This is a genomic window from Polaromonas glacialis (assembly GCF_000709345.1).
In the GTDB taxonomy this organism is placed as follows: Bacteria; Pseudomonadota; Gammaproteobacteria; order Burkholderiales; family Burkholderiaceae_C; genus Polaromonas; species Polaromonas glacialis.
The window spans coordinates 2,064,939-2,087,394 of record NZ_KL448323.1; the positions used below are offsets into that span (position 1 = coordinate 2,064,939).

At 67.4% G+C, this 22,456-nt stretch carries 11 protein-coding genes; 4 read left to right on the forward strand and 7 right to left on the reverse strand.

All coding sequences use genetic code 11. The annotated features are described in order from the left end of the window. Positions 1-21: 21 nt before the first annotated feature. From EC86_RS0110275 to EC86_RS0110285, 3 genes are read right to left on the reverse strand one after another with little or no spacing between them, the layout of a single operon-like run. Entirely contained in the window at positions 22-387 is a 366-nt protein-coding gene (locus tag EC86_RS0110275) for a Rieske (2Fe-2S) protein (RefSeq protein ID WP_029525553.1), read from the reverse strand. A 14-nt stretch (positions 388-401) separates the two neighbouring features. Next, complete coding sequence (locus EC86_RS0110280; RefSeq protein ID WP_029525554.1) at positions 402-1,061, reverse strand: HAD family hydrolase; 660 nt, start codon at positions 1,059-1,061, stop codon at positions 402-404. Positions 1,062-1,115: 54 nt separating this feature from the next. Further along, positions 1,116-2,312, reverse strand: a complete 1,197-nt coding sequence (locus EC86_RS0110285; protein ID WP_029525555.1) for an RluA family pseudouridine synthase — start codon at positions 2,310-2,312, stop codon at positions 1,116-1,118. Positions 2,313-2,906: 594 nt separating this feature from the next. Between EC86_RS0110285 and EC86_RS0110290 the strand changes: the two genes are divergently transcribed. Continuing rightward, complete coding sequence (locus tag EC86_RS0110290; RefSeq protein ID WP_029525556.1) at positions 2,907-6,191, forward strand: Rne/Rng family ribonuclease; 3,285 nt, start codon at positions 2,907-2,909, stop codon at positions 6,189-6,191. 308 nt (positions 6,192-6,499) lie between these two features. Here the strand turns inward: EC86_RS0110290 and EC86_RS0110295 are convergent, their stop codons facing one another. The 4 genes from EC86_RS0110295 to hemC are packed head-to-tail and all read right to left on the reverse strand — an operon-like array spanning position 6,500 to position 10,858. After that, positions 6,500-7,789 (reverse strand): heme biosynthesis HemY N-terminal domain-containing protein, encoded by a 1,290-nt coding sequence (locus EC86_RS0110295; protein ID WP_029525557.1) that lies wholly within the window; start codon positions 7,787-7,789, stop codon positions 6,500-6,502. A gap of 36 nt (positions 7,790-7,825) precedes the next feature. Further along, positions 7,826-8,983, reverse strand: a complete 1,158-nt coding sequence (locus tag EC86_RS0110300; protein WP_029525558.1) for a uroporphyrinogen-III C-methyltransferase — start codon at positions 8,981-8,983, stop codon at positions 7,826-7,828. Further along, positions 8,980-9,843: a uroporphyrinogen-III synthase gene (locus tag EC86_RS0110305; RefSeq protein WP_029525559.1), complete on the reverse strand. Its 864-nt coding sequence runs from the start codon at positions 9,841-9,843 to the stop codon at positions 8,980-8,982. Before EC86_RS0110305 ends, EC86_RS0110300 begins: the two co-directional genes overlap by 4 nt. A 19-nt stretch (positions 9,844-9,862) precedes the next feature. Continuing rightward, positions 9,863-10,858 (reverse strand): hydroxymethylbilane synthase, encoded by a 996-nt coding sequence (gene hemC / locus EC86_RS0110310; protein ID WP_029525560.1) that lies wholly within the window; start codon positions 10,856-10,858, stop codon positions 9,863-9,865. A gap of 93 nt (positions 10,859-10,951) precedes the next feature. On the opposite strand from hemC, the gene ppc reads away from it, so the two are divergent. From ppc to EC86_RS0110325, 3 genes are all read left to right on the forward strand, one after another. Beyond that, entirely contained in the window at positions 10,952-13,858 is a 2,907-nt protein-coding gene (gene ppc, locus EC86_RS0110315; RefSeq protein WP_408633887.1) for a phosphoenolpyruvate carboxylase, read from the forward strand. Between the two features lie 144 nt (positions 13,859-14,002). Then, entirely contained in the window at positions 14,003-14,248 is a 246-nt protein-coding gene (locus tag EC86_RS0110320) for a hypothetical protein (RefSeq protein ID WP_029525562.1), read from the forward strand. Positions 14,249-14,252: 4 nt separating this feature from the next. Then, positions 14,253-22,451, forward strand: coding sequence for a glycoside hydrolase family 94 protein (locus tag EC86_RS0110325; protein WP_029525563.1), 8,199 nt, complete (start codon positions 14,253-14,255; stop codon positions 22,449-22,451). The last annotated feature ends 5 nt before the right edge of the window (positions 22,452-22,456 follow it).

Consider the following 22,456-nt stretch of genomic DNA (forward strand, 5'->3'; position numbering starts at 1 on the left):
GGGGCTAGTTTAGAGAAGTATTCAAAACACCAAGGGCTTGAGGTTGTAGGCTGCATGCCAATAGACGACCCCGTCACGCTCGGAAAGCATGATCTTGACCAGCCCTCCGCGACATGGACCGCCGGCGCACTCCCCGGTATCGGGTCGGTAGGCCGCGCCGTGGCTGGCGCACAGCAGCCACTGGCCGCTGTCGTCAAACACCCGGCCCGGCTGCCAGTCCAGTTCCATCGCCACATGCGTGCAGCGGTTCAGGTAGGCCTGCGGCATACCCTCGAAACGCACGGCGAAGGCGCGGCAGGTCTGGCCGGCATAGACCACGTCGAACGCAACGGCCAGGCCGCCGTCTGCCAGCTCGCGGCTTTTGCAAAGCGGCAGCAACGCGTCCATGAGCTCAGGCCGCCTCAGCCGTTGGCCAGCAGCCACTGGTGCAGGTCCTGCACGGAATGCGCGACATGCAGTGGATTCAAAACGGTGAAGGTGGCCGGTTCATGCGCGCCGTAGCTCACGCCAACGCTGGCGCAGCCGGCGTTCAGCGCCATCTGCAGGTCGTGCGTGGTGTCGCCAATCATTAATATCCTGCTGGCCGGCAGGTCGAACTGCGCCATCAGCTCCTGCAGCATCAGCGGGTCGGGCTTGCCGGCCGTCTCGTCGGCGGTCCGCGAACCGTCAAAAACGCCCCTGAGTTCAACGCTTTTCAGCGCATCGTCAAGCCCGCGCCGTGACTTGCCGGTCGCCACCGCCAGCAAATGGCCACGCGCCTTGAGCGCGTCAAGCAGCGGCAAGACACCGTCAAACAGACTCAGGTCATTGAAATGGGTGGCGTAATGGTGGCGGTAGCGCGCGCCGAGTTCCGGGTATTTCTCGGGCGGCACATCGGGCGCGGCATGGGCCAGCGCCTGCATCAAGCCCAGGCCGATGACATAGGCGGCGGCTTGCTGGGTCGGCTGCCTGCCGCCCACATCGCAAACGGCGGCCTGGATGCAGCGCACGATGATCTGGGTGGAGTCGAACAGTGTGCCGTCCCAGTCGAAGGCAATCAGGTCAAAATTTCGAGTGTGCATGGTCTGGATTGTCGCTGCGCGGCATGACCGGTGTGTGGCCTGCCCCGCAACTTCTCAGGAATTGCCGGTTTCAGCGGAAGGCTCGGCGGTACGCAAGGGCATGAACTGCTGCAGTTCGGCCGGCAAGGCCGCGTGCAGCTGGACCGCCTTGCGGGTCTTGGGGTGGTTGAACTTCAGGCTCCAGGCGTGCAGGAACATGCGCTTCAGCGAAGGCGAACTGGCGCTGCTTTTCTGCAGCGCCTTGTTCAGCTCGAAATCGCCGTACTTGTCGTCGCCGGCAATCGGATGCCCTTCGCCGGCCAGGTGGACACGGATCTGGTGCGTGCGCCCGGTCTTGATGGTGACTTCGAGCAGGCTGAACGGGATGCCGGGCGCCAGCGGATTGGCAGCAATTTCGGCCTTCACCTTGACCAGCGTGACGGAGCGCATGGCGTCGGGATGGTCGTTGGCGACGATTTTCACGCGCCGCTCGCCATTGGGCAGCAGGTACTTGTGCAGCGCCTTGTCAATCACGCGCAGCCTGGCGGGCCAGTTGCCGCTGACCAGCGCCAGGTAAACCTTGTCGGTCTCGCGCTCGCGGAACTGCTCCTGCAGCAGCTTTAACGCCATACGGCGCTTGGCGATCAGCAAGATGCCGCTGGTTTCGCGATCCAGCCGGTGCACCAGTTCCAGAAAATCAGCCTCGGGCCGGGCCATGCGCAGTTGCTCGATGATGCCAAAGCTCACGCCGCTGCCGCCATGCACGGCCACGCCGGCCGGCTTGTCGATGGCCAGCAGGAAGTCGTCCTCGAACAGGATCGGAAATTCGGCGGCAGGCGCGTAGCCGCCGACGGTGGAGCTGGCGCCGTGGCGCGCCACCTCTAGCATCACGCTTTGCATGGCCTGTGCTTTTTGCTCGGCGCGCTCGGAAGTTCGCACCGGCGGCAATCGCACGATGTCGCCGGCTTCCACGCGGGTGTCGGCATGCGCCCTGCCCTTGTTGACCCGTACTTCGCCGCTGCGGATGATGCGGTAAACATGGGTCTTGGGAACGCCCTTAAGCTGGCGGATCAGGAAATTGTCGAGCCGCTGGCCGGCGTAGTCCTCATCAACCGTGACCAGGGTTGCTTGCGGCACGGTGGCGGCTGATTCAGGGTTTGCGGGTACTGGCGGCGTGTGGATCACAGGCGGAGCAGTTGCAGGAATGGGGCGAAATGGCGCTTTTGCCGGGCGTTTTGCCTTGCCGGAAGCTGCCCCTATAATGTGTTTCACTAGCGATACGCTGTAAGTAGTTGATTTGTCTGGAGTTTAGTCCACACCAATCCAAAGCCCCTGAAAAGGTCTGCAAACAGCCTCGCTGGAAGGTCGATGCCACTGGTGGCGGTGGCCCACAAGCGACGCGTGCCAGGCACCTCGCGACACGGGAACCGCCATGCAGACGAGTCGACGCTTTGCGAATAAAACCACGGAATACCAAGGGGTGCAGCGTCAGGTCACGAACCCGGGGCTGCATCCGGATCCAGCTGAGATCAAGTCTTTTAACGGGTCACCCTCTGATGACAACACGGGTCAGTCTGATTTTTAGTTGCCTGCGGCGCCTCCTGGCCCTGCTTTATGGCATAAATCAGCCTGTAACCCTTGCACAGCGGGCGCAAGCAGCTACTAATCTTGTAGCATATCCCGTCAGATACCTGCTCACTCCATCCACGCGCCTACGCCCAGACTGACACGGGCCGACCGAAAACCGGTCGGCCTGTTTGCTGTCAAAAGCTCTCCGGCAATTCCCCACGTTCGCATTGCGTTGCTTCCCTGGCATCGTTCAGCCATTTTTTGGGCTTTTAGAGCGAAGAACAGTTAGGAACATTCATGAAACGCATGCTGGTCAATGCCACCCAGGCCGAAGAACGCCGCCTGGCCATCGTCGATGGACAAAAACTCCTCGACTACGAAATTGAAATCGAAGGGCGCGAACAGCGCAAGGGCAACATCTACAAAGCCGTCGTCACCCGCGTCGAGCCTTCGCTCGAAGCCTGTTTCGTCGATTACGGCGAGGACCGCCACGGCTTTTTGCCGTTCAAGGAAATCTCCAAACAGTATTTCACGCAGGGCGTGTCGGTCAGCCAGGCGCGCATCAGCGATGTGATCCGCGAAGGCCAGGAACTGCTGGTCCAGGTCGAAAAGGAAGAGCGTGGCAACAAGGGCGCGGCGCTGACGACATTTGTCTCGCTGGCTGGCCGCTACGTGGTGCTGATGCCGAACAACCCACGCGGCGGCGGCGTGTCGCGCCGCATTGAAGGCGAGGACCGTGCCGAGTTGAAGGAGGCGATGGACAAGCTGGAATACCCGGCCGGCGCCAGCATCATCGCCCGCACCGCCGGCATCGGCCGCAGCGCGCCCGAACTGCAGTGGGACCTGAACTACCTGCTCAAGCTGTGGACCGCGATTGACGGCGCCGGCAAGGGCGGTAAGGGCGCGTTCCTGATCTACCAGGAATCGAGCCTGGTCATTCGCGCCATCCGCGACTATTTCAACAGCGACATCGGCGACATCTTGTTCGACACCGACGACGTCTATGAACAAGCACGCCAGTTCATGGCGCATGTGATGCCCGAGCACGAGCACCGCGTCAAGCGCTACCGCGACGACGCGCCGCTGTTCTCGCGCTTCCAGATCGAGCACCAGATCGAGTCTGCCTATGCCCGCACGGTGCAGCTGCCATCGGGCGGCGCCATCGTCATCGACCACACCGAAGCGCTGGTGTCGGTGGACGTGAACTCGGCGCGCGCCATCAAGGGCGGCGACATCGAGGAAACCGCGACCCGCACCAACCTGGAAGCCGCCGACGAAGTGGCGCGCCAGATGCGCCTACGCGACCTGGGCGGCCTGATCGTCATCGACTTCATCGACATGGAAGAGTCGCGCAACCGCCGCGATGTCGAAAACCGCCTGCGCGATGCGCTGCGCCAGGACCGTGCCCGCGTGCAGTTCGGCACGATCAGCAAGTTTGGCCTGATGGAAATGAGCCGTCAGCGCCTGCGCCCGGCGCTGAGCGAAGGCGCGTCGATCCCGTGCCCGCGCTGCGGCGGCTCCGGCCATATCCGCGACACCGAAAGCTCGGCGCTGCAGATTTTGCGCATCATCCAGGAGGAATCCTTGAAAGACAGCACGGCCTCGGTGCTGTGCCAGGTGCCGGTCGATGTGGCGTCTTTCCTGCTGAACGAAAAGCGCTCGGAAATCAGCAAGATCGAGATGAAGCAGCGCATCAACGTGCTGCTGGTGCCCAACAAGACGCTGGAAACGCCGAACTACAAGCTCGAACGCCTCAAGCACGACGACCCGCGCCTGGACAACATCGAAGCCAGCTACAAGATGGCCGACGAGGCCGATGACGCCACCACCGTGACGCGCCGCAGCCAGGAAAAGCACAACAAGCAGGAACCGATCATCAAGGGTGTGCTGCCCGATGCACCGGCCCCGATGGCCCAGCCGAAACCGGTGGCCGTTGCCCCGGTGGCTGCCAAGGCGCCGCCTGCGCCGCCGGTTCACGTTCCTGCGCCAGCAGCGCCAGCCGAAAAAGGCCTGTTCGGCTGGATCAAGAACCTGTTCGGCATGGCCGAAACACCCGAACCGGCGCCTATGGCCGCGCCCGTCCTCCGGGAAGTGAAAAAGGATGCGCCGCAAGCCGATGCGCCGCGCGAAGGCCGGCCTGGCGAAGCACGCGGTGAACAGCGCCCCGAGCGCGGCGCCCGCACGGAGCGCGGCGGACGCGGTGATGGCAGCCGTGGCGATGGACGCCGCAGTGGCGGCCGCGGACGCCCCGAAGGCGCAGCGCCGGAAGGCCGCGCCGAAGCACGTCCGGACGGCCGTGGCGGCGAGCAGCGCCGTGAACGCAACCCTGAAGGCCGCGCCGAAGGCGGCCGTCCCGAGCGTCAGGAACGCCAGGAGCGTCCAGCCGGTGAAAGCCGTGGAGAAAACCGCAACGAAGTCCGGAGCGAGAGCGAATTCCAGCCGCGCAATGAAGCGCAGGGCCAAGCCCGCGAAGGCCGTGGCGGCGAGCGCGGCCGCACGCGTGAAGGCCGTGCCGAGCGACCAGAGCGCAGTGACCGGCCTGAACGCGGCGAGCGCATCCCGCGCGATGCTGTCGAGCAGGACCTGGCACTGGCCAATCAGGCGGCCATGGCTGCCGCCATGGGTGGCGAAGCACCCGCACCGCGCCAGCAACGGCCAGTGGAAGAAACCGGCCAGGGCGGCGAGCACCGTCAGGCCGGCGGACGCGATGAAGTCCGCAACGAAGTTCGCGCCGAAGCCGGCAGCGAGCAGCCACCGGTCGAAGGCCGTCGTGAGCGCAGCGAAAGGGGCGGCGAACGCTCCGGCCGCCGCAACGAGCGCCGGCCAGAGCGCAGCGACAGCGCCGCCGCACCGGTCGCCGTTGCGCAGGCTGACAGCTTCGACGCCGCGCATCCGGCAGTCGTGTCAGGCCTGGACGAGGCAGGCAACGCAGTGGCACCGGTGTCTTCGACCGACGTTCAGCCGCGCCCTGAAGGCCAGGAAGAAGGCCAGGAGCGCCAGCCACGCCGCAGCCGCGACCGCTATGGCCGCGAACGCCGCGAGCGTGGTGATCGCGGCGAGCCGGCCGCGCAAGGACCGGCAGTGCAAGGCGAGGAAACCATGGCCAAGGCCAGCGTTTTTGAGCCAAATCAGCCTTTTCCGCAGGATGGACAAGCGTCTGTAGCTCCTGAATTGGTAGCACCTGAAGCCCTTGCGATGGCAGCGATTGCGGAAGCGCCTGTCGCAAGTCCGGCGCCAGTGCCTCCGGCTGTTCCGATTCCTGTCGCGGCACCGGTGCGCATGCCCGTAGCGCCAGCTGCAGCACCGCAAGCCAAGGCCGCTGGCCTGCCCAAGGTTCAGGCCTACGACCTGCCTTTGCAGGACCTGGTCCAGGTGGCCGAGGGTTCGGGCCTGCAGTGGGTGAACTCCGACGCCGCCAAGATCGCCGAAGCGCAGACCGCCATCGCTGCCGAAATCAAGCCGATCACGGTACGGCGCGAGCGCCCTGCCCCGGTGGTGGTGGAAGAAGCCCCGCTGGTGCTGGTCGAGACCAAGCGCGATTTGGCCAGCATGCCCCTGCCGTTCGAGAAATCGGCCGACTGACCTGACCGGCCCGGCAGCCTGAGTCCCTGAAACGGGACTTCAGGCGCAGCCCAGGCACCAAGGCCGCATCCCTCGCACGGGATGCGGCCTTTTTTTGTCTGCTGGATGCTGACGGATTCAGCTGCATGGCCCGATCACAGGGCGGTCGTGGGGTGCGTGTTGGGGCGCCGTGCCTGCCTTTCGGCAGGGACTTGCCTGGATGGCGAGGGGCTAGCCCCAAGGGAGCGGGCTTGCCTGCGTTAAAGCGCGATGCGCGGTAGCAGCCAGCACGCATCAACCTGCATGCGGTGCGAGAGTAGAGGGGCCGGTCAGGGCTGCGCGGCGCGCTTGTAGGCCTCGGTGGCGGCGGCATCGTCCTCGCGCTGCTCGGCCAGCATCGCCAGGGCGCGCCAGGCGTTGCGGTGCAGCAGCCGGTCCTGCAGTGCCGGCGCGGCCTGGCTCAGGAGCTGGCGCGCCTTGCCCCAGAGTTGCCGGCTCAGGCAGGCCATGCCGGCCAGATACAGCAAATTGGCATCGCGCGGCCGGCTCACCTGGGCCGCCTCGATGCGCGCCAGCCATTCGCCATCGAGCGTGTCCATGCCGGCTTCCAGCACCGTGATGAGCTTGATGCGCAGCTTGTCACCCAGTTCGGAGCGGGGCTCCAGCATGCGCTCCCACACCGGCAGGAGCCAGGAACGGGCCAGCGCCGCATCGCCATGAAGGCTCATCAGCCGGGCGGCCGCGTGTACGCACAGCTCGGGCATGGCGCGCTCGCTGTCGTCCAGCAACGCCCAGGCCTGCTGCAACTGCACCGGGTCATGGGCATCGTCGAGCAATTCGAGCGCCAGGCCGCGCAGGATGCTCTGCGCTGCGGCGGGCGAGAACGCACGGTGCTTGGCCAGCAGGCGCGCGGTTTCCAGCGCCTGCAGGGTCTGCCGTCCGTAGCGGGCGGCGCGCAGCTTCATGCGCAGGGCCAGCGTGCGGCGCGACGCGCCCTGCGGCAACTGGCCGAGCCAGTCGAGGGCGGCGCCGGCGTCATGGTCTTCGAGCGACCAGCGGGCGGCGCGAAACAGCACGCCTTCGCGCACTTCCTGGGCATGGCGGGCGGACGAATTCTGCAGCGCCAGCGCCAGGTGCTGGTTGCGCAGCGCCTTGTTTTGCAGCGCCTGCGCGCTTTCGGCCACCAGCAGGTGGGACAGCGAGCGCAGCTGGCTGGCCAGGGTGTCGCTGTGGCCGCTGGGATGGCCGGTCGTTTCAGTGGTCACGCCCAGGCTTTTTTCCTGGGCCAGCGCATTCTGGGCCGATTTGGCCGAGCGGATGAAGCGCCCGGCCATGAGGTGGGCCAGCGCATCCATGAGTGCGCCGTACATGGCGCGCTCTTTTTGCTGCGCACGCCAGCGCCGCGCCTCGACCGGCAGGGAAAACAGCGCCGTCAGCGCGCGCGAAGCCAGGTACAGCAGCATGAACAGCCCGACCAGCAGCAGCACCGTCAGGTTGAAGGAAACATCGACCCGGTGCGGCGGCCAGAAAACCGTGACGACCGCCTGGTTGTTGCCGGCAAACAGGGCAACCGCGACGGCGATGCCGAACAGGGCGATGAACCAGAGAGCGGCGCGCATGGTGTGGTGTGACCTGCCTGTGTCCAGCGCTGGCGCTCAACGGCCTGCGGCGGCGGTGGCCAGCGCGGCCAGGGTTTCGTCGAGCCGGGGCAGGTCGGTGTTCTTGAGCTGCCCCTGCACCTGGACCAGCAGCTGGCGGGCGGCCTGGGTCTTGCGCGCTGCGGGGTCAAAGTATTTGCCCAGCCAGTTACCGGCATTGATCAGGTCGGCGCGCGCTGCGTCGGTCTGGCGCGACAGCAGCGCCAGGCGCGCGTTGAGCAGCCGCAGCTTGAGGTTTTCGCGCAGGAAAAAGGCCTGCTCGGGCGCCAGCAGGGCCGCTTCGGGCTGGTCGATGCGGCTGACCCGCAGCAGCTGGCTGGCTTCCTGCCACACACTGCCCGCGAGACGGCCCGACCAGGCGCGCAGCGCCAGCGTGTCAACGCCCGGCAGCCAGGACTTCTTGCCGGCGTCCGGGGCATCGGCCTGGGGCTCGGCCGCCACGGCATCGACCGGACGCGGGATGTTGTTGCTCGCCACTTCATTGACGACCGGCAGTTCATCGACCAGGCGGGCCAGCTCGTCGAGCTTGAGCATCAGCGCCGGGACGTCGGCAATGCTGGCGTTCCTGACGCGCTCGATGTCGCGGGTGACGGCGCGCTGAACCGGGTTCAGGCGCGGCTGCGCAGCGCGCGCCAGCCGGGTTTCGGCCGATTTCAGCGCGGCCAGCAGGGGCTCGGCGCTGCCGGTCAGCAAGGCGCGCTGCTGGGCCAGCCGCAGGTCGGACTCGACATCGACGACCAGGTTTTCGTCGCGCGAGCGCGACAGGCTCTGCATCAGTTCTTCGAGCTGGGTGCGCTGCAGGCTGACTTCGCCCAGGCGGGTTTCCAGCAGCGCCAGCCGCACCGACTGCTCTTTGGTGCTGTCCTGCGCGTCCTGCGCCAAGGTGCGCGCCTCGACGGACTGCGCGCTGGTGTCCGTCGTGCGCCGCGCGAGTTCTTCCTGGATGGAACCGAGCTTTTGCCACAGCGCCGCGCTTCCCAGCAGGCCGGCGACTGCCAGCGCCGCCACGGCCAGCGCCCAGCTGCGCGGCACCAGCCACGCTTCCAGCGGGGCGGCGGGCGCCACGGCGCTGGAAGGCATGCCACGGTCCGGCACCGGCTCGCCGGGCGGCGGCGGGTAGCTCAACGGGGGCAAGGCTGGGGGACTGTCGCTCATGGATGCTGCAATTCTATCGAGCCAAGCGTCTGCCGGATGTCCTGGAGCGCCGGGCGTGACTCCACAACAACACCCCAGCCGGCGGCGCGCACGGCCTGGGCGATGCGCGGGTGGGTGGCGACGGCGCGGGCGTGGCGCCAGTCCACGCCCTGCAGGCCCCCCAGCCCGACCAGATGGGCCACGGCTTCGGAACTGCTGAACAGCCAGACCGAGCCATCGGCGCTGGCCTGCCGGGCGCGCGCGACCTGCGCGTCGGTCAGCAGCGGCGCGCGGCGCTGGTAGACGCCGACAAAATCGACGCTGGCGCCGGCACCCTGCCACTGGCGAACAATCCAGTCGCGCCCGGAACTGGCGCCTTCAGCGCCGGCGCTCTGGCCGCGAACCACCAGCACCCTGCAGCCCTGCCAGTCACGCGCCCCGATGGTCTGCCACAGCGCCTCGGAATCAAACTGGCGGGCATCGGCCGCCGGCGCGTCGATTTGCGCGGCGGGAACGCCGGCGGCCCGCAGCGCAGCCACGGTGCCGGGGCCGGGCGCCATGAAGCGCAGGCGTGGCGGAATTCCTGAAAAACTGCCATCTGCTACGTTATTCATAGCTGCTTGCGCCCGTGCATCCTGCGCAAAAGGCCTTTTTTTCTTGAAAAAGTGCGCGACCGCATGGCCGCTGACGAACAGGCAGGCGGCATAGCCGTCCAGCGCCTGCCAGGCATGGCTGAGCGCCTGCGCGTCGGCGGCGGCTGAAAGGGGTGCGATGTCGATCAGCGCGAAGGCCTCTGCGGGAATGCCGGCTTGCGCCAGCTGCCGCGCCCATCGCCCGGCATCGGGTTCGGGCCGGGTCACGATGGCGCGGGCAGTCGTCATGTCGTCACGCCGGAACGGCTCAGGCCAGCGGCGCGTTGCCGGCCCAGACCGCACCGCCGGCGCGCAACTGCGCCGCCACGGCTTCGCCCAGCGCCTCGGCGTCGGCAAAAGTCTGCACGACAGCGGTTTTCCGGGCCTTCACCAGCGGCGCGGGCGCGGCCTGATGGGCGCCCGACAGCGCATCGGCGGTGGCCGGCTCGCCCCAGGCGGCATCGAGGCTCAGCGCGCCGTCGCTGCCGGCAGTGACAAAAGCAGCCAGCGGCATCGAGCAGCTGCCGCCCATGGCGCGCGAGACGGTGCGCTCGGCCGTCACCGCCAGCCAGGTCGGCGGGTGCGCGAGCCCGGCCAGCGCCTCGATCAGATCGGCGCGGTTAGCGCGCACTTCAATGCCCAGCGCGCCCTGCCCGGCCGCCGGCAGCATGTCGGCGGGCGCAAAGGTGTGGCGGATGCGCGATTCGAGCTTCAGGCGCTTGAGACCTGCGGCAGCCAGCACGATGCCGTCGTACTGGCCTTCGTCGAGCTTGCGCAGCCGTGTGTCCAGGTTGCCGCGCAGCGGCTCGATGACCAGGTCGGGCCGCAGCGCCTTGAGCAGCACCAGCCGGCGCAGGCTCGACGTGCCGACGACAGCGCCCTGCGGCAGTTCGGCCAGGGACGCACAGCGGTTGGACACAAACGCATCGTGCGGGTCTTCGCGCTCCAGGACGCAGGCCAGCGCGAAGCCGTCGGGCAGGTCCATCGGCACATCCTTGAGCGAATGCACCGCCAGGTCGGCGCGGCCATCAAGCAGCGCAGTTTCGAGTTCCTTGACGAACAGGCCCTTGCCGCCAACCTTGCTGAGCGATCGGTCCAGGATCTGGTCGCCCAGCGTGGTCATGCCCAACAGCTCGACCTGCCAGCCCAGGCGGGTTTCCAGCAGCGACTTGACATGTTCGGCCTGCCATAACGCCAGGCGGCTTTCGCGCGTGGCGATGACCACCTTGAGCGTTTTGGGGGGAGTTTGATGCGCTGCTGCCACTGGTAACCTGTCGGTAATCTATAGAGGGAGTGAATGCTAGCATGTGCGCTTTGATCCCATTTCTCCACCCGCCACCAGACGCAAAGGGCCAGGATGCCAACTTCCGCACGCACGAAAAAAGTCAAGACCGCTGTCAAGCCCGACATGCTGGCTCCCGTGGCTGAAACCGCCAGGCCGGCCACGCCGTCGGTTCGCGCCCGGAACAACGAGCGCCCGCTGGTCGAGGACATCCGCCTGCTCGGCCGCATCCTGGGCGACGTGATCCGCGACCAGGAGGGCGTGGCCGCGTATGAGCTGATCGAGCAGGTGCGCACGCTGTCGGTGGCCTTCCGGCGCGATGCGGACCAGGAAGCCGACAAGGCACTCAAGACCTTGCTCAAGGACCTGAGCGGCGACCAGACCGTCAGCGTGATCCGCGCCTTCACCTATTTTTCACACCTGGCCAACCTGGCCGAGGACCGCCACCACATCCGCCGCCGCGCCATCCACGAGCGCGCCGGCGACACGCAGGAAGGCAGCATCGACGTGGCGCTGGCCCGGCTGCGCTGGGCCGGCATTGCGCCCAAGACCATTTCGGACACGCTGGCGCGAAGCTTTGTCTCGCCGGTGCTGACCGCCCACCCGACCGAAGTGCAGCGCAAGAGCATCCTGGACGCCGAGCGCGGCATTGCCCAGCTGCTGACGGCGCGCGACAGCATCAAGGCCATGGCGCTGGCTGTCAGCGCTGCCAAGGATGCGCTCACGCCACGCGAGCTGGCGGCGAACGAGGCGCAGCTGCGCGCCAGAGTCATGCAGCTGTGGCAGACCCGCCTGCTGCGCTTTTCCAAGCTGACCGTGGCCGACGAAATCGAGAATGCGCTGAGCTACTACGAGGCGACTTTTCTGCGCGAGATTCCGAAAATCTACGCCAGCCTGGAGCGCGAACTCGGCATGCAGCCGGTACACAGCTTTTTGCGCATGGGCCAGTGGATCGGCGGCGACCGCGACGGCAACCCGAACGTCAACGCCGACACGCTGAACTACGCGCTTCGCCGGCAGGCCGACGTGGCGCTGCGCCACTACCTGACCGAGGTGCATCTGCTGGGCGGCGAATTGTCGATGTCGGCGATCCTGGTCGATTGCAGCCTTGACATGCAGGCGCTGGCCGAAAAATCGCCCGACACCAACGAGCACCGCCAGGACGAACCCTACCGCCGCGCGCTGACCGGCGTCTATGCCCGGCTGGCGGCCACGCTGAAAGCGCTGACCGGCGGCGAAGCGGCGCGCCATGCGGTGGCGCCGCAAAACGCCTACGCCAAAGCCGAGGACTTCCTGGCCGACCTGCGAACGCTGGAGGACTCGCTTAAATCCCATCACAGCGAAGCCCTGACCGCGCAGCGCCTGCACCCGCTGATCCGCGCCGTCGAGGTGTTCGGCTTTCACCTGGCCACGGTCGATCTGCGCCAGAGTTCGGACAAGCACGAGGAAGTCATCGCCGAACTGCTGGCGGTGGCGCGGATCGAATCGGGCTACGCCAGCCTGGATGAAGCGGCCAAGCGCACACAGCTGCTCAAGCTGCTCAACGACGCTCGGCCGCTGCGCGTGCTGGGCCATGTCTATTCGGAACTGGCCCAGATCGAACTGGCGATTTTCGAGGCTGCCCTGAACGCGCGAGCCCGCTTCGGCAAGGAAGCGATTCGCCACTACATCATCAGCCACACCGAAACCGTCAGCGACCTGCTCGAAGTGCTGCTGCTGCAAAAGGAAGTCGGCCTGATGCACGGCCTGCTCGAAGACGCGCAAGACAAGAGCGGATCGACCTGCGACCTGATCGTGGTGCCGCTGTTTGAAACCATCGAGGACCTGCGCAATGCCGCGCCCATCATGCGCGAGTTCTATGCGCTGCCGGGGATTGCCGCGCTGCTGCAGCGCAGCGGCGCCGAGCAGGACATCATGCTCGGCTACAGCGACAGCAACAAGGACGGCGGCATCTTCACCAGCAACTGGGAACTGTACCGCGCCGAGATTGCATTGGTCGAGCTGTTCGACCAGCTGGCCGTGTCGCACGGCATCACGCTGCGGATGTTCCACGGCCGGGGCGGCACGGTGGGCCGGGGCGGCGGCCCGAGCTACGAGGCGATTCTGGCGCAGCCGCCCGGCACGGTGCGCGGCCAGATCCGCCTGACCGAGCAGGGCGAGGTGATCGGCTCGAAATACGCCAATCCGGAAATCGGCCGGCGCAACCTGGAAACGCTGGTCGCCGCGACGCTGGAGGCTACCTTGCTTCAGCCGACCAAGCCGGCGACCCCGGCGTTCTTGCAGGCCGCCGACCAACTGTCGCAGGCCAGCATGGCGGCCTACCGGGCGCTGGTGTATGAGACGCCTGGCTTCACCGAGTATTTCTTCAGCGCCACGCCGATCCGCGAGATTGCCGAGCTCAACATCGGCTCGCGGCCGGCGTCGCGCAAGCCGTCGCAGCAAATCGAGGACCTGCGGGCAATTCCCTGGGGCTTCAGCTGGGGCCAGTGCCGCCTGACGCTGCCGGGATGGTACGGATTCGGCACCGCCATCGAAAACTTCCTGGGCCAGGGCGGCACGCCGGACAGCCGCAAGGATGCGCTGGCGCTGCTGAAGAAAATGTACCGCCAGTGGCCGTTCTTTCGCACCTTGCTGAGCAACATGGACATGGTGCTGGCCAAGAGCGACCTGGCGCTGGCCTCGCGTTATGCCGAGCTGGTGGCCGACGCCAGGCTGCGCAAGAAAATTTTCAGCGCGATAGATGCCGAGTGGCGCAAGACCGCACAGGCGCTCAGCCTGATCACCGGCGACAAGCAGCGGCTGGCCGGCAATGCCGCGCTGCAGCGCTCGATCCGCCACCGCTTTCCGTACATCGACCCGCTGCACCACCTGCAGGTCGAGCTGGTTCGCCGCTACCGTGCCGGCCAGACCGACCAGCGGGTGCAGACCGGCATCCATATCTCGATCAACGGCATTGCCGCCGGCCTGCGAAATACCGGCTGACAGGCAATATCGGCCCGGTCCTACACACCTAAGAGGGGGCCCTTGATGGCGGCGCGAGCCGGCAGGTTCTAGCATAGGAGGAATGCGAAAAATTTCGCGCTTTTAGCGCGTCAAGAGCACCCAACTTTCGAGAGGACCTGACCCATGACCCCTTCCCATGCACAGTCTGCTCACCGCCTCTCCCTGAGTAACGAGTTGGTGTCCAGCGACTTCATGGCGCTTGCCTCGCACATGACCGACTGCCAACGTTCGCGCGGCCGGTTTTTTACCCTGCGCACCCGGCTTGAAAGCCTGCATGCCGTCACTGCCTCCAGGCTTGTCACGACCGGTGCCGCTTTGGTGGTGTGCAGCCTGGGCCTGATCGGTCTGGGCCTGCTGACCATGGCTTGACCGGGTGAATCCTGCCGTACTAGACCGGCTTGCAACGCTCAGCACCCATTCCAGAGAACTCCTGCTGTCGCAGGAAGGACCCGCCGAACCACCGATCCGCGCGGAGCTGTTTGGTATCCAGCGTTTCGAAGAGCACGGCTGCAGCCTGGCGCAGGCGCAGGTCGTTGAAACCGATGCCCAGTCGGTGCGTCACGCCCCTTTCTTTCCACGCGTTGAAGAAAACCTGGCGGCACTGCGCGTTGCCTACGACTATGTCGCGCTGACCTCGCACGGCGGCCACTACGCCACACCGGCAGCCGAATGGCTGCTGGACAATTTCCCGCTGATCGAAGCGCAGCTGCAGCAAATCCGCGAAGGCGTGCCGCGCCGGTTTTACGCCCGGCTGCCCAAGCTGGCCGTGCTGCCGCTGCGCGGACTGCCGCGCGTGTACGGTATTGCCTGGGCTTACGTGGCGCACACCGACAGCGTGCTGAACCCGGAAGTGTTCACCGCCTTCCTGAATGCCTACCAGAGCTGCAGCGAATTGCGCTTGAGCGAACTGTGGGCCCTGCCGACGACGCTGCGGGTGGTGCTGCTGGAAAACTTGCGCCGCATGGCCGACGACATTGCGCGCAGCAAACTGGCGCGCGAAGTCGCCCATGCGGTCTGGGACAGCGGGCAAGGGCTGGACGAGGCGGACCTGGACACCATCAACAGCCTGATGCGCCAGCGCGGCGTGCAGCGCAGCTACCAGACCCAGCTTTGGCAGCGCCTGCCGACCGAGCTTTCAGGCGACTCGTCCGCCATGGTGCGCTGGATCGAGAAAAACTGCCCTGACGGCCATGCGCTGATGCTGGAAAGCCAGAGCGCCCAGGTCGCGTCCAACCTGACCGTTGGCAACATCATCACCACCCTGCGCGTGATTGGCCAGATTGACTGGGTCGAGCTGATCGAGCCCGTCAGCCGGTCCCTGCAGGTGCTGCGGCAATTGCCCGGCTTTGCCAGCGAAAGCGAAAGCACGCGCCAGCAGATCACCCGTGCCATGGAGCAGCTGGCGCGCGACAGCGGAAAAACCGAGCATGCGGTGGCCCAGGCGGTGGTGACGGCGGCACAGGCGGTGCCTGGCGACCTGGCGGCGGACGCTGCCGAGCGAACCGCAGGCTTTTACCTGATGGGCGATGGCCGTGCCCGCCTGGAAGCCGCCCTGGACATGCCGGCGCAGCGCGCCCGGCAACGCCTGAACTGGCGCCGGTGGCGGCTGAGCCTGTACATCGGCTGCATCACGCTGGCGACGCTGGTGATGGTGGTGCTGGCAACGCGCCATGCCGACTGGCACCGCTGGCAGACCCTGGTGGCGCTGTTCCTGCTGGCCGGTCCGGCTTTCGAGGCCGCTTCGGCTTTCGTGCATCGCCTGATTGCCGAGTCGCTGAAGGTCCAGCACTTGGCGCGCCTTGGCTTTGCGTCCGGCATTCCGCCCGAGCACCGGGTGCTGGTGGTGATCCCGACGCTGCTCGCGTCCACGCAGGCCAGCGAGGAACTGCTGCAGCAGCTGGAGTTTCACTGGCTGGCCAATCGGGAAAACGAAGCCCAGTTTGCCCTGCTCACCGACTGGGTCGATGCGCCCGAAGCCAGCCTGCCCGGCGATGCCGGCCTGCTGCACGATGCACTGGCCCGGCTGGAAACGCTGAACGCACGCTACCCGGCAGGCACAGGCAGACCGCCGCGCTTTTTGCTGATTCACCGCCCGCGCAGCTGGTGCGAAACCCAGCAGCGCTGGCTTGGCTGGGAACGCAAGCGCGGCAAGCTGGAGCAGCTGATGTGCCTGCTGGCCACTGGCAGCATGGAAGGCTTCGTGCCGCTGGCCGCGCCCCTGCGGCTGGCTGGCGACATCCGCTACGTGGTCACGCTGGACAGCGATACCGGCCTGCCACCCGGCGCACTGCGCGAGCTGGTCGCCATTGCCGCCCATCCGCTGAACGCGCCAAAGGTGGACGCCCGTTTGCGCCGGGTGGTCAGCGGCTACGGCATCCTGCAGCCCCGCGTGGTCACGCCCCTGCCCGGCCGCTCGGAAGACACCGCCTACCACCGGCTGTTTGCCGGCCAGTGCGGCATCGACCCCTACAGCAGCGGCGTCTCCGATGTCTATCAGGACCTGTTCGGCACCGGGAGCTTCAGCGGCAAGGGCCTGCTGCATGTCAGGGCGCTGCATGCCGTGCTGAACCAGCGCCTGCCCGATGAAACGGTGCTAAGCCACGACCTGCTCGAAGGCAGCATGGCGCGCTGCGGCTTTGTCAGCGATGTGATGCTGGTCGAAGACCCGCCGCACCATGCCGGCGTGGCCGCATCGCGCAACCACCGCTGGACACGCGGCGACTGGCAGCTGATTCCGCTGCTCTGGAACGCCGGGCGCTACGGCATCGATGCGCTCAGCGCCTGGAAAATGCTGGACAACCTGCGCCGCTCGCTGGTGCTGCCTGCCGCGTTCGCACTGCTGGTCTGGGTGATCTTCACCGGCGCATTGCCCCTGGGCACCGCATTTCTGGCGGTCATTGCCGCACTGCTGGCCGGGCCGCTGCTGGGCGCGCTGGCGGGCCTGGTGCCGACCCACGCCGGCATTGCCTGGCGCCACTTTTTCAAGGGCGGACGCGCCGAGTTGCGCGTCACCCTGGGCGCCGCCGCCTGGCAGTTCAGCCAGATACCGGCGCAGTCGGTGCTGCTGCTCGATGCCGCGCTGCGCTCCATCTGGCGCATGAGCGTCAGCCGCCGCCGGCTGATGGAGTGGACCACCGCGGCGCAGGCGCAATCGGCGTCGCGCAAAGAGCTTTTCGTGTTCGTTCACCAGCATGCGGCGGCGTCCCTGCTGTGTGCCGCGCTGGCCATGGCAGCGCCTTGGGCGGCGCATCCGTGGGCCGGCATCTTCCTGTTTCTCTTCTGGGGCGCCTCGCCCATCGCGGCATGGTGGGCCAGCCAGCCGCGCCCGGCCAGCGCGGAGCATGCGCTGCATGCCGGAGACAAGCGCTACCTGATGGCGCTGGCGCGCGACACCTGGCGCTTTTTCGAGCGCAGCGTCGGGCCGGGCGACAACCACCTGCCGCCCGACAACCTGCAGCTGGTTCCCGACCCCCTGCTTGCGCACCGCACGTCGCCCACCAACATCGGCCTGTACCTGCTGGCCGTCTGCTGCGCGCGCGAATTTGGCTGGATCAGTACCGACGAGGTCATCCGGCGCCTCCAGGCATCGCTGGACAGCATCGACAAGCTGGCCAAGCATAAGGGCCACCTGCTCAACTGGTACGACACGCGCACGCTCGAAGTCCTTCTGCCGGCCTATGTGTCGTCGGTCGACAGCGGCAACCTGGCCGGCCTGCTGCTGGCCGTGGGCCAGGCATGCCAGCAACTGGCGCGGCAGGACGAGAAGGAAGGCACCGATGGCGGGCAGGCGCAGGCAGCGCTGCGCGCCCTGGCCGCACGCTGCGCCAGCCTGTACGAGGCGATGGATTTCAAGGGCCTGTACGACCCCAAGCGCCGCCTTTTCCACATCGGCCTGCGGGTTGACGACAACACGCTGGACAGCAGCTACTACGACCTGCTGGCGTCCGAGTCGCGGCTGACCAGCTTTCTGGCGATTGCCAAGGGCGACGTGCCCAAGCGCCACTGGATCGCGCTGGGCCGGCCGTTCCTGTCAGTGGGCGGCGCGCCCGGGCTGGCTTCCTGGTCGGGTTCGATGTTCGAATACCTGATGCCGTCGCTGCTGATGCGCGAGCCCGCGCAGGGCCTGCTGCAGACCATGGCCCGATCGGCCATTGCCGCGCAGCGCGAGTTTGGCCGGCAGCAGCAGCTGCCCTGGGGAATTTCCGAATCGGCCTATTTCGCGCAGGACCATTCGCTGGCCTACCAGTACTCGCCCTTTGGCGTTCCGCGCCTGGCAATGCGGCGCACGCCGCTGACCGACCGCGTGGTGGCGCCTTACGCCACCGTGCTGGCCACGCTGTTTGAGCCGGCAGCGTCGGCGGCCAACCTGCGGCGGCTCGAAGCGCTGGGCGGGCGCGGCGAACTGGGCATGTTAGAGGCGCTCGACTTCACCGCCTCGCGCCAGCCCGAAAGGCAGGCCTTCAGCGTCGTCCAGACCTTCATGGCGCACCACCAGGGCATGTCGCTGGTGGCGCTGTGCAATGTGCTGTGCCTTGATGCACCCCGGCGCTGGTTCTGCGCCGAGCCCCAGGTGGCCGCGCATGAAGCCCTGCTGCATGAACGCACGCCGCGCCAGATCATTGAAAGCGCCAGCCCGCGCCAGCCGCCCCTGCTAGAGGTACACAGCAGCGCGCCGGTATTCCATTCGCGCGACGTCAACCCGTTGCAGCTTGGCTGGAAACCGACCCACCTGCTGTCCAACGGGCGCTACAACGTGGCCCTGCGCGCCAGCGGCGCAGGCGTCAGCCGCTGGCAGGGCCGCAGCATCAGCCGCTGGCGCGACGACCTGCTGCGCGACAGCCAGGGTTGCTTTTTCTACCTGAACCTGGGCGGCAACGAAGGCACCGGGTCGCTGACCGCCGCGCCGGCGCCGCTGCCGGGCTGGCGCTACCAGGCGCGCTTCATGGCCGACCGGGTGCAGTTCGATGCGCAGGGCGAGAGCCTGAACACCAGCATCAGCGTGCTGGTCAGCCCAGAGGACGACACCGAACTGCGCACCGTGCAGCTGCACAACACCGGCCGGACCGAGCGCGTCGTTGAACTGGTGTCGTGCTTCGAGGCGGTGCTGGCGGACCCGCGCGCCGACGAAGCCCATCCGGCATTTTCCAACCTGTTCGTGCAGACCCGCTGGGAACCGCAGTGGCGCGCCCTGCTGCTCAAGCGCATGCCGCGCCTGCATGGCGACCCGCCAATGGCGGTCGCGCATTTCCTGGCCGAGGCCGATGCCGACCTGCTGTCGGTCGATTGCATCGCCGACCGCCGGGTATTTGCCGGGCGCCACCAGCCGCAGCACCGGCCCGCGCTGGGGGACCAGCCCATGGACGCCGACAGCAACCCGATCAACGGCCTGGACCCGGTGGCCAGCCTGCGCCTGACCGTGCGGCTGGCGCCCGGCGCCGTGGCCCGCCTGACCTTTGCCACGGCGGCGGCGCAGACGGAAGACGAACTGATCGCGCGCATCGACAAGTACCTGCAGCCCATGCACATCGTGCGCGCCACCCAGATGGCGGCCACGCTGGCGCAGGTCCGGCTGCGCGACCTGACATTGACACCCGAGGAACACCTGGCGGTGCAGGACCTGACCACCGCCCTGATGTACAGCACGCCCCGGCTGAATGCCGTGGCCGGCCCGCTGGACCAGCGCCAGCTGTGGCGCTTCGGCATTTCCGGCGACAAGCCCATCGTGCTGGTGCGCATCCAAGGCGCCAGCGGGCTGCCGCTGGTCCATGCCCTGCTGCGCGCCCAGCCGTGGTGGACTTTCGGCGGCCTGGCGGTGGACCTGGTGGTGCTCAACAGCGAGCCCAATTCCTACCTCATGCCGCTGCAGCGCGACATCCTGGCGCTGCGCGACCGGCTGATGCAGCACGTGCGCAACAGCTTTGCCAAGGGCGCCGAGCTGTCATCGAGCTTTCACCTGCTGCGCGACCCCGAAACCTCCGCCGCCGAAAAAGCCGCATTGGCCGGGCTGGCGCGGGTGGTTCTGACGGCGGACGGCCGGGGGCTGGAAATGCAGGTGTCTGCCTTGCGCGCCGGCGTTTGGCCCGCCCAGCAGGCCAGCCTGGCCGGCGGAACGCTGCTTTCAAGCCGGCCCGCGACCACTCAGCCCGAAGGCATGCCGGCCATCGCAGAAGCCGTGCAAGGGGCCGGCCAGTTCGACCCGGCCAGCGGCGAGTTCTGGTTTGACCTGCAGGGCGGCCAGTATCTGCCGCGTCCGTGGGTCAATGTCATCGCCAATCCGGACTTTGGCTTTCAGGTGTCGGAAACCGGCAGCGGCATGAGCTGGGCCGGCAACAGCCGCATGCACCAGCTCACGCCGTGGTCGAACGATCCGGTGGGCGACCCGGCGTTCGAGCACTGGCTGCTGCAGGACATCGACAGCGACCAGGTTTTCCCGCTGGCGCCCTCGGTGCTGGCAGCCAGCGACAGCCGCTGGCGCGTGCGCCACGGCCAGGGCTATTCGGTGTTCCAGGGAATGCAGGACGGACTGCAGGTGGAAACCACCTTTTTCGCCGACATGCAGGCCGCCGCAAAGGTTGTCCAGGTCAAGGTGCGGCTGGACGGCGGCAAGCGCCGGCGTCTGCGCGCAGTCGCCATAGTCGAATGGCAGATGGGCGACGCACGCGGCCGGCGGCGCACGCTGGAGACTTGGAAGCCTGCGGAACAGGCGGCGCTGATGGCCCGGCAGCAGGAAACCCGCGACGGCTATGGCGGCAGCACGGTGTTCCTGGCCCTGGCGGGCGCATCAAGGCGCCTGCAATGGACCTGCGACCGGGGCGAATTTTTTGACACGCTCGGCCGGCTGTTCCTGCCCGCCGCACTGGCCGGCCGCAGCGGCACCGGTTGCGACCCCTGCGCCTGCCTGTCCAGCGAATTTTCGCTGGCCGGCAATGAAGAACTGGCCTTCAGCTTCATCCTCGGCCATGCCGCCGATGCCGCCGAAGCCGAGCAGATGGCCGCCGGGTGGACGCAGCAGGCCTGCACCGACGCCCTGGCCGGCGTCAAGGCCGCCTGGTCCGGCCTGCTCGGAAAGGTGCAGGTCCGCACGGTAGATGCCCGTTTCGATGCCCTCATCAACCACTGGCTGCTCTACCAGACGGTGGTCTGCCGCCTGTGGTCCAAGGCCGGCTTCTACCAGGCGGGCGGCGCATCGGGCTTTCGCGACCAGCTGCAGGACTCGATGGCACTGGCGCTGGCCGACCCGGCGCGGCTGCGCGGGCAAATTTTGCTCAGCGCTTCGCGCCAGTTTCCCGAAGGCGATGTGCAGCACTGGTGGCACGCGCCCGGCGGCGAAGGCGTTCGCACCCATTTTTCGGACGACCTGCTGTGGCTGCCCTATGCCTGCAGCCACTACCTTCAGGTCACGGGCGACGCCAGCGTGCTTGACGAGATCGTGGCGTTCATCGACGGACCGCCCATTCCCGAAGGCACGGAAGACGCCTATTACGCACCCCAGACCAGCGAGCAGTCGGCCAGCGTCTACGAGCACTGCGCCCGCACCATCGACCGCAGCCTGGCGCTGGGCGCGCATGGCCTGCCGCTGATGGGCACCGGCGACTGGAACGACGGCATGAACCGCGTCGGCCACGAGGGGCGCGGCGAGTCGGTCTGGCTGGGCTGGTTTCTGTGCAGCGTGGTCGAGGGCTTCGCGCCGGTGGCCGTCGGGCGCGGCGACAATGCCCGCGCCCGGCGCTGGCAGGATGCGCGCACCGGCTGGATCGCCGCATTGCACGACGCCGGCTGGGACGGCGCCTGGTTCCGCCGCGCCTTTTTCGACAACGGCGCGCCGCTCGGTTCGGACGCCAATGCCGAATGCCGCATCGACCTGATCGCGCAGGCCTGGTCGGTGCTGTCCGGCGCCTCGACCCCGGCCTTCACCCGCTCGGCCATGCTGGCGCTGAACAACCAGTTGATCGATGAAAAAGCCGGCCTGCTGCGCCTGCTCGACCCCCCATTGCGGGACTCGGCCAACAACCCCGGCTACATCCAGGCTTATCCACCCGGCGTGCGCGAGAACGGCGGGCAGTATTCGCATGCCGGCGTCTGGGCGCTGATGGCGCAGGCGCTGAGCGGCGATGCCGAAGGCGCCTGGCGCAGCTTCGAAGACCTGAGCCCGGCGCACCGCAGCGCGCATCCCGTGCGCGGCCCGGCCTATGAGCTGGAGCCCTATGTGATGGCCGGCGACGTGTACAGCGCCGAACCCTATGTGGGCCGGGGCGGCTGGAGCTGGTACACCGGCTCGGCCGCCTGGCTGTACCGGGCGGGGCTTGAAACGCTGCTCGGCCTGGCGGTGCAGCCGGGCCGCCTGTCGCTGTCGCCGCGCCTGCCCGCGCACTGGCCGGCGGTCGAGCTGCGCCTGCAGCTCCAGGGCCATGACATCACCGTACATTGGCTGCGCGAACCGGCTGGCGCGGCGCCAGTGTCCGACAGGCAACTGGCCTGGGGCGAATGGACGCGGCTGGACACGCTGCCCGCCAAGGCCGTGTTGCTGGTGCGCGGCAGCGCAGCGCCAGTGTTGCCTGAGTGCTATCAATAAAATAG

What these genes read in the sequence shown, in the direction of transcription:
- EC86_RS0110275 (WP_029525553.1), bottom strand. Translation starts at nt 387, where the DNA reads ATGGACGCGTTGCTGCCGCTTTGCAAAAGCCGCGAGCTGGCAGACGGC.
- EC86_RS0110280 (WP_029525554.1), bottom strand. Translation starts at nt 1,061, where the DNA reads ATGCACACTCGAAATTTTGACCTGATTGCCTTCGACTGGGACGGCACA.
- EC86_RS0110290 (WP_029525556.1), top strand. Translation starts at nt 2,907, where the DNA reads ATGAAACGCATGCTGGTCAATGCCACCCAGGCCGAAGAACGCCGCCTG.
- EC86_RS0110295 (WP_029525557.1), bottom strand. Translation starts at nt 7,789, where the DNA reads ATGCGCGCCGCTCTCTGGTTCATCGCCCTGTTCGGCATCGCCGTCGCG.
- EC86_RS0110300 (WP_029525558.1), bottom strand. Translation starts at nt 8,983, where the DNA reads ATGAGCGACAGTCCCCCAGCCTTGCCCCCGTTGAGCTACCCGCCGCCG.
- EC86_RS0110305 (WP_029525559.1), bottom strand. Translation starts at nt 9,843, where the DNA reads ATGACGACTGCCCGCGCCATCGTGACCCGGCCCGAACCCGATGCCGGG.
- ppc (WP_408633887.1), top strand. Translation starts at nt 10,952, where the DNA reads ATGCCAACTTCCGCACGCACGAAAAAAGTCAAGACCGCTGTCAAGCCC.
- EC86_RS0110320 (WP_029525562.1), top strand. Translation starts at nt 14,003, where the DNA reads ATGACCCCTTCCCATGCACAGTCTGCTCACCGCCTCTCCCTGAGTAAC.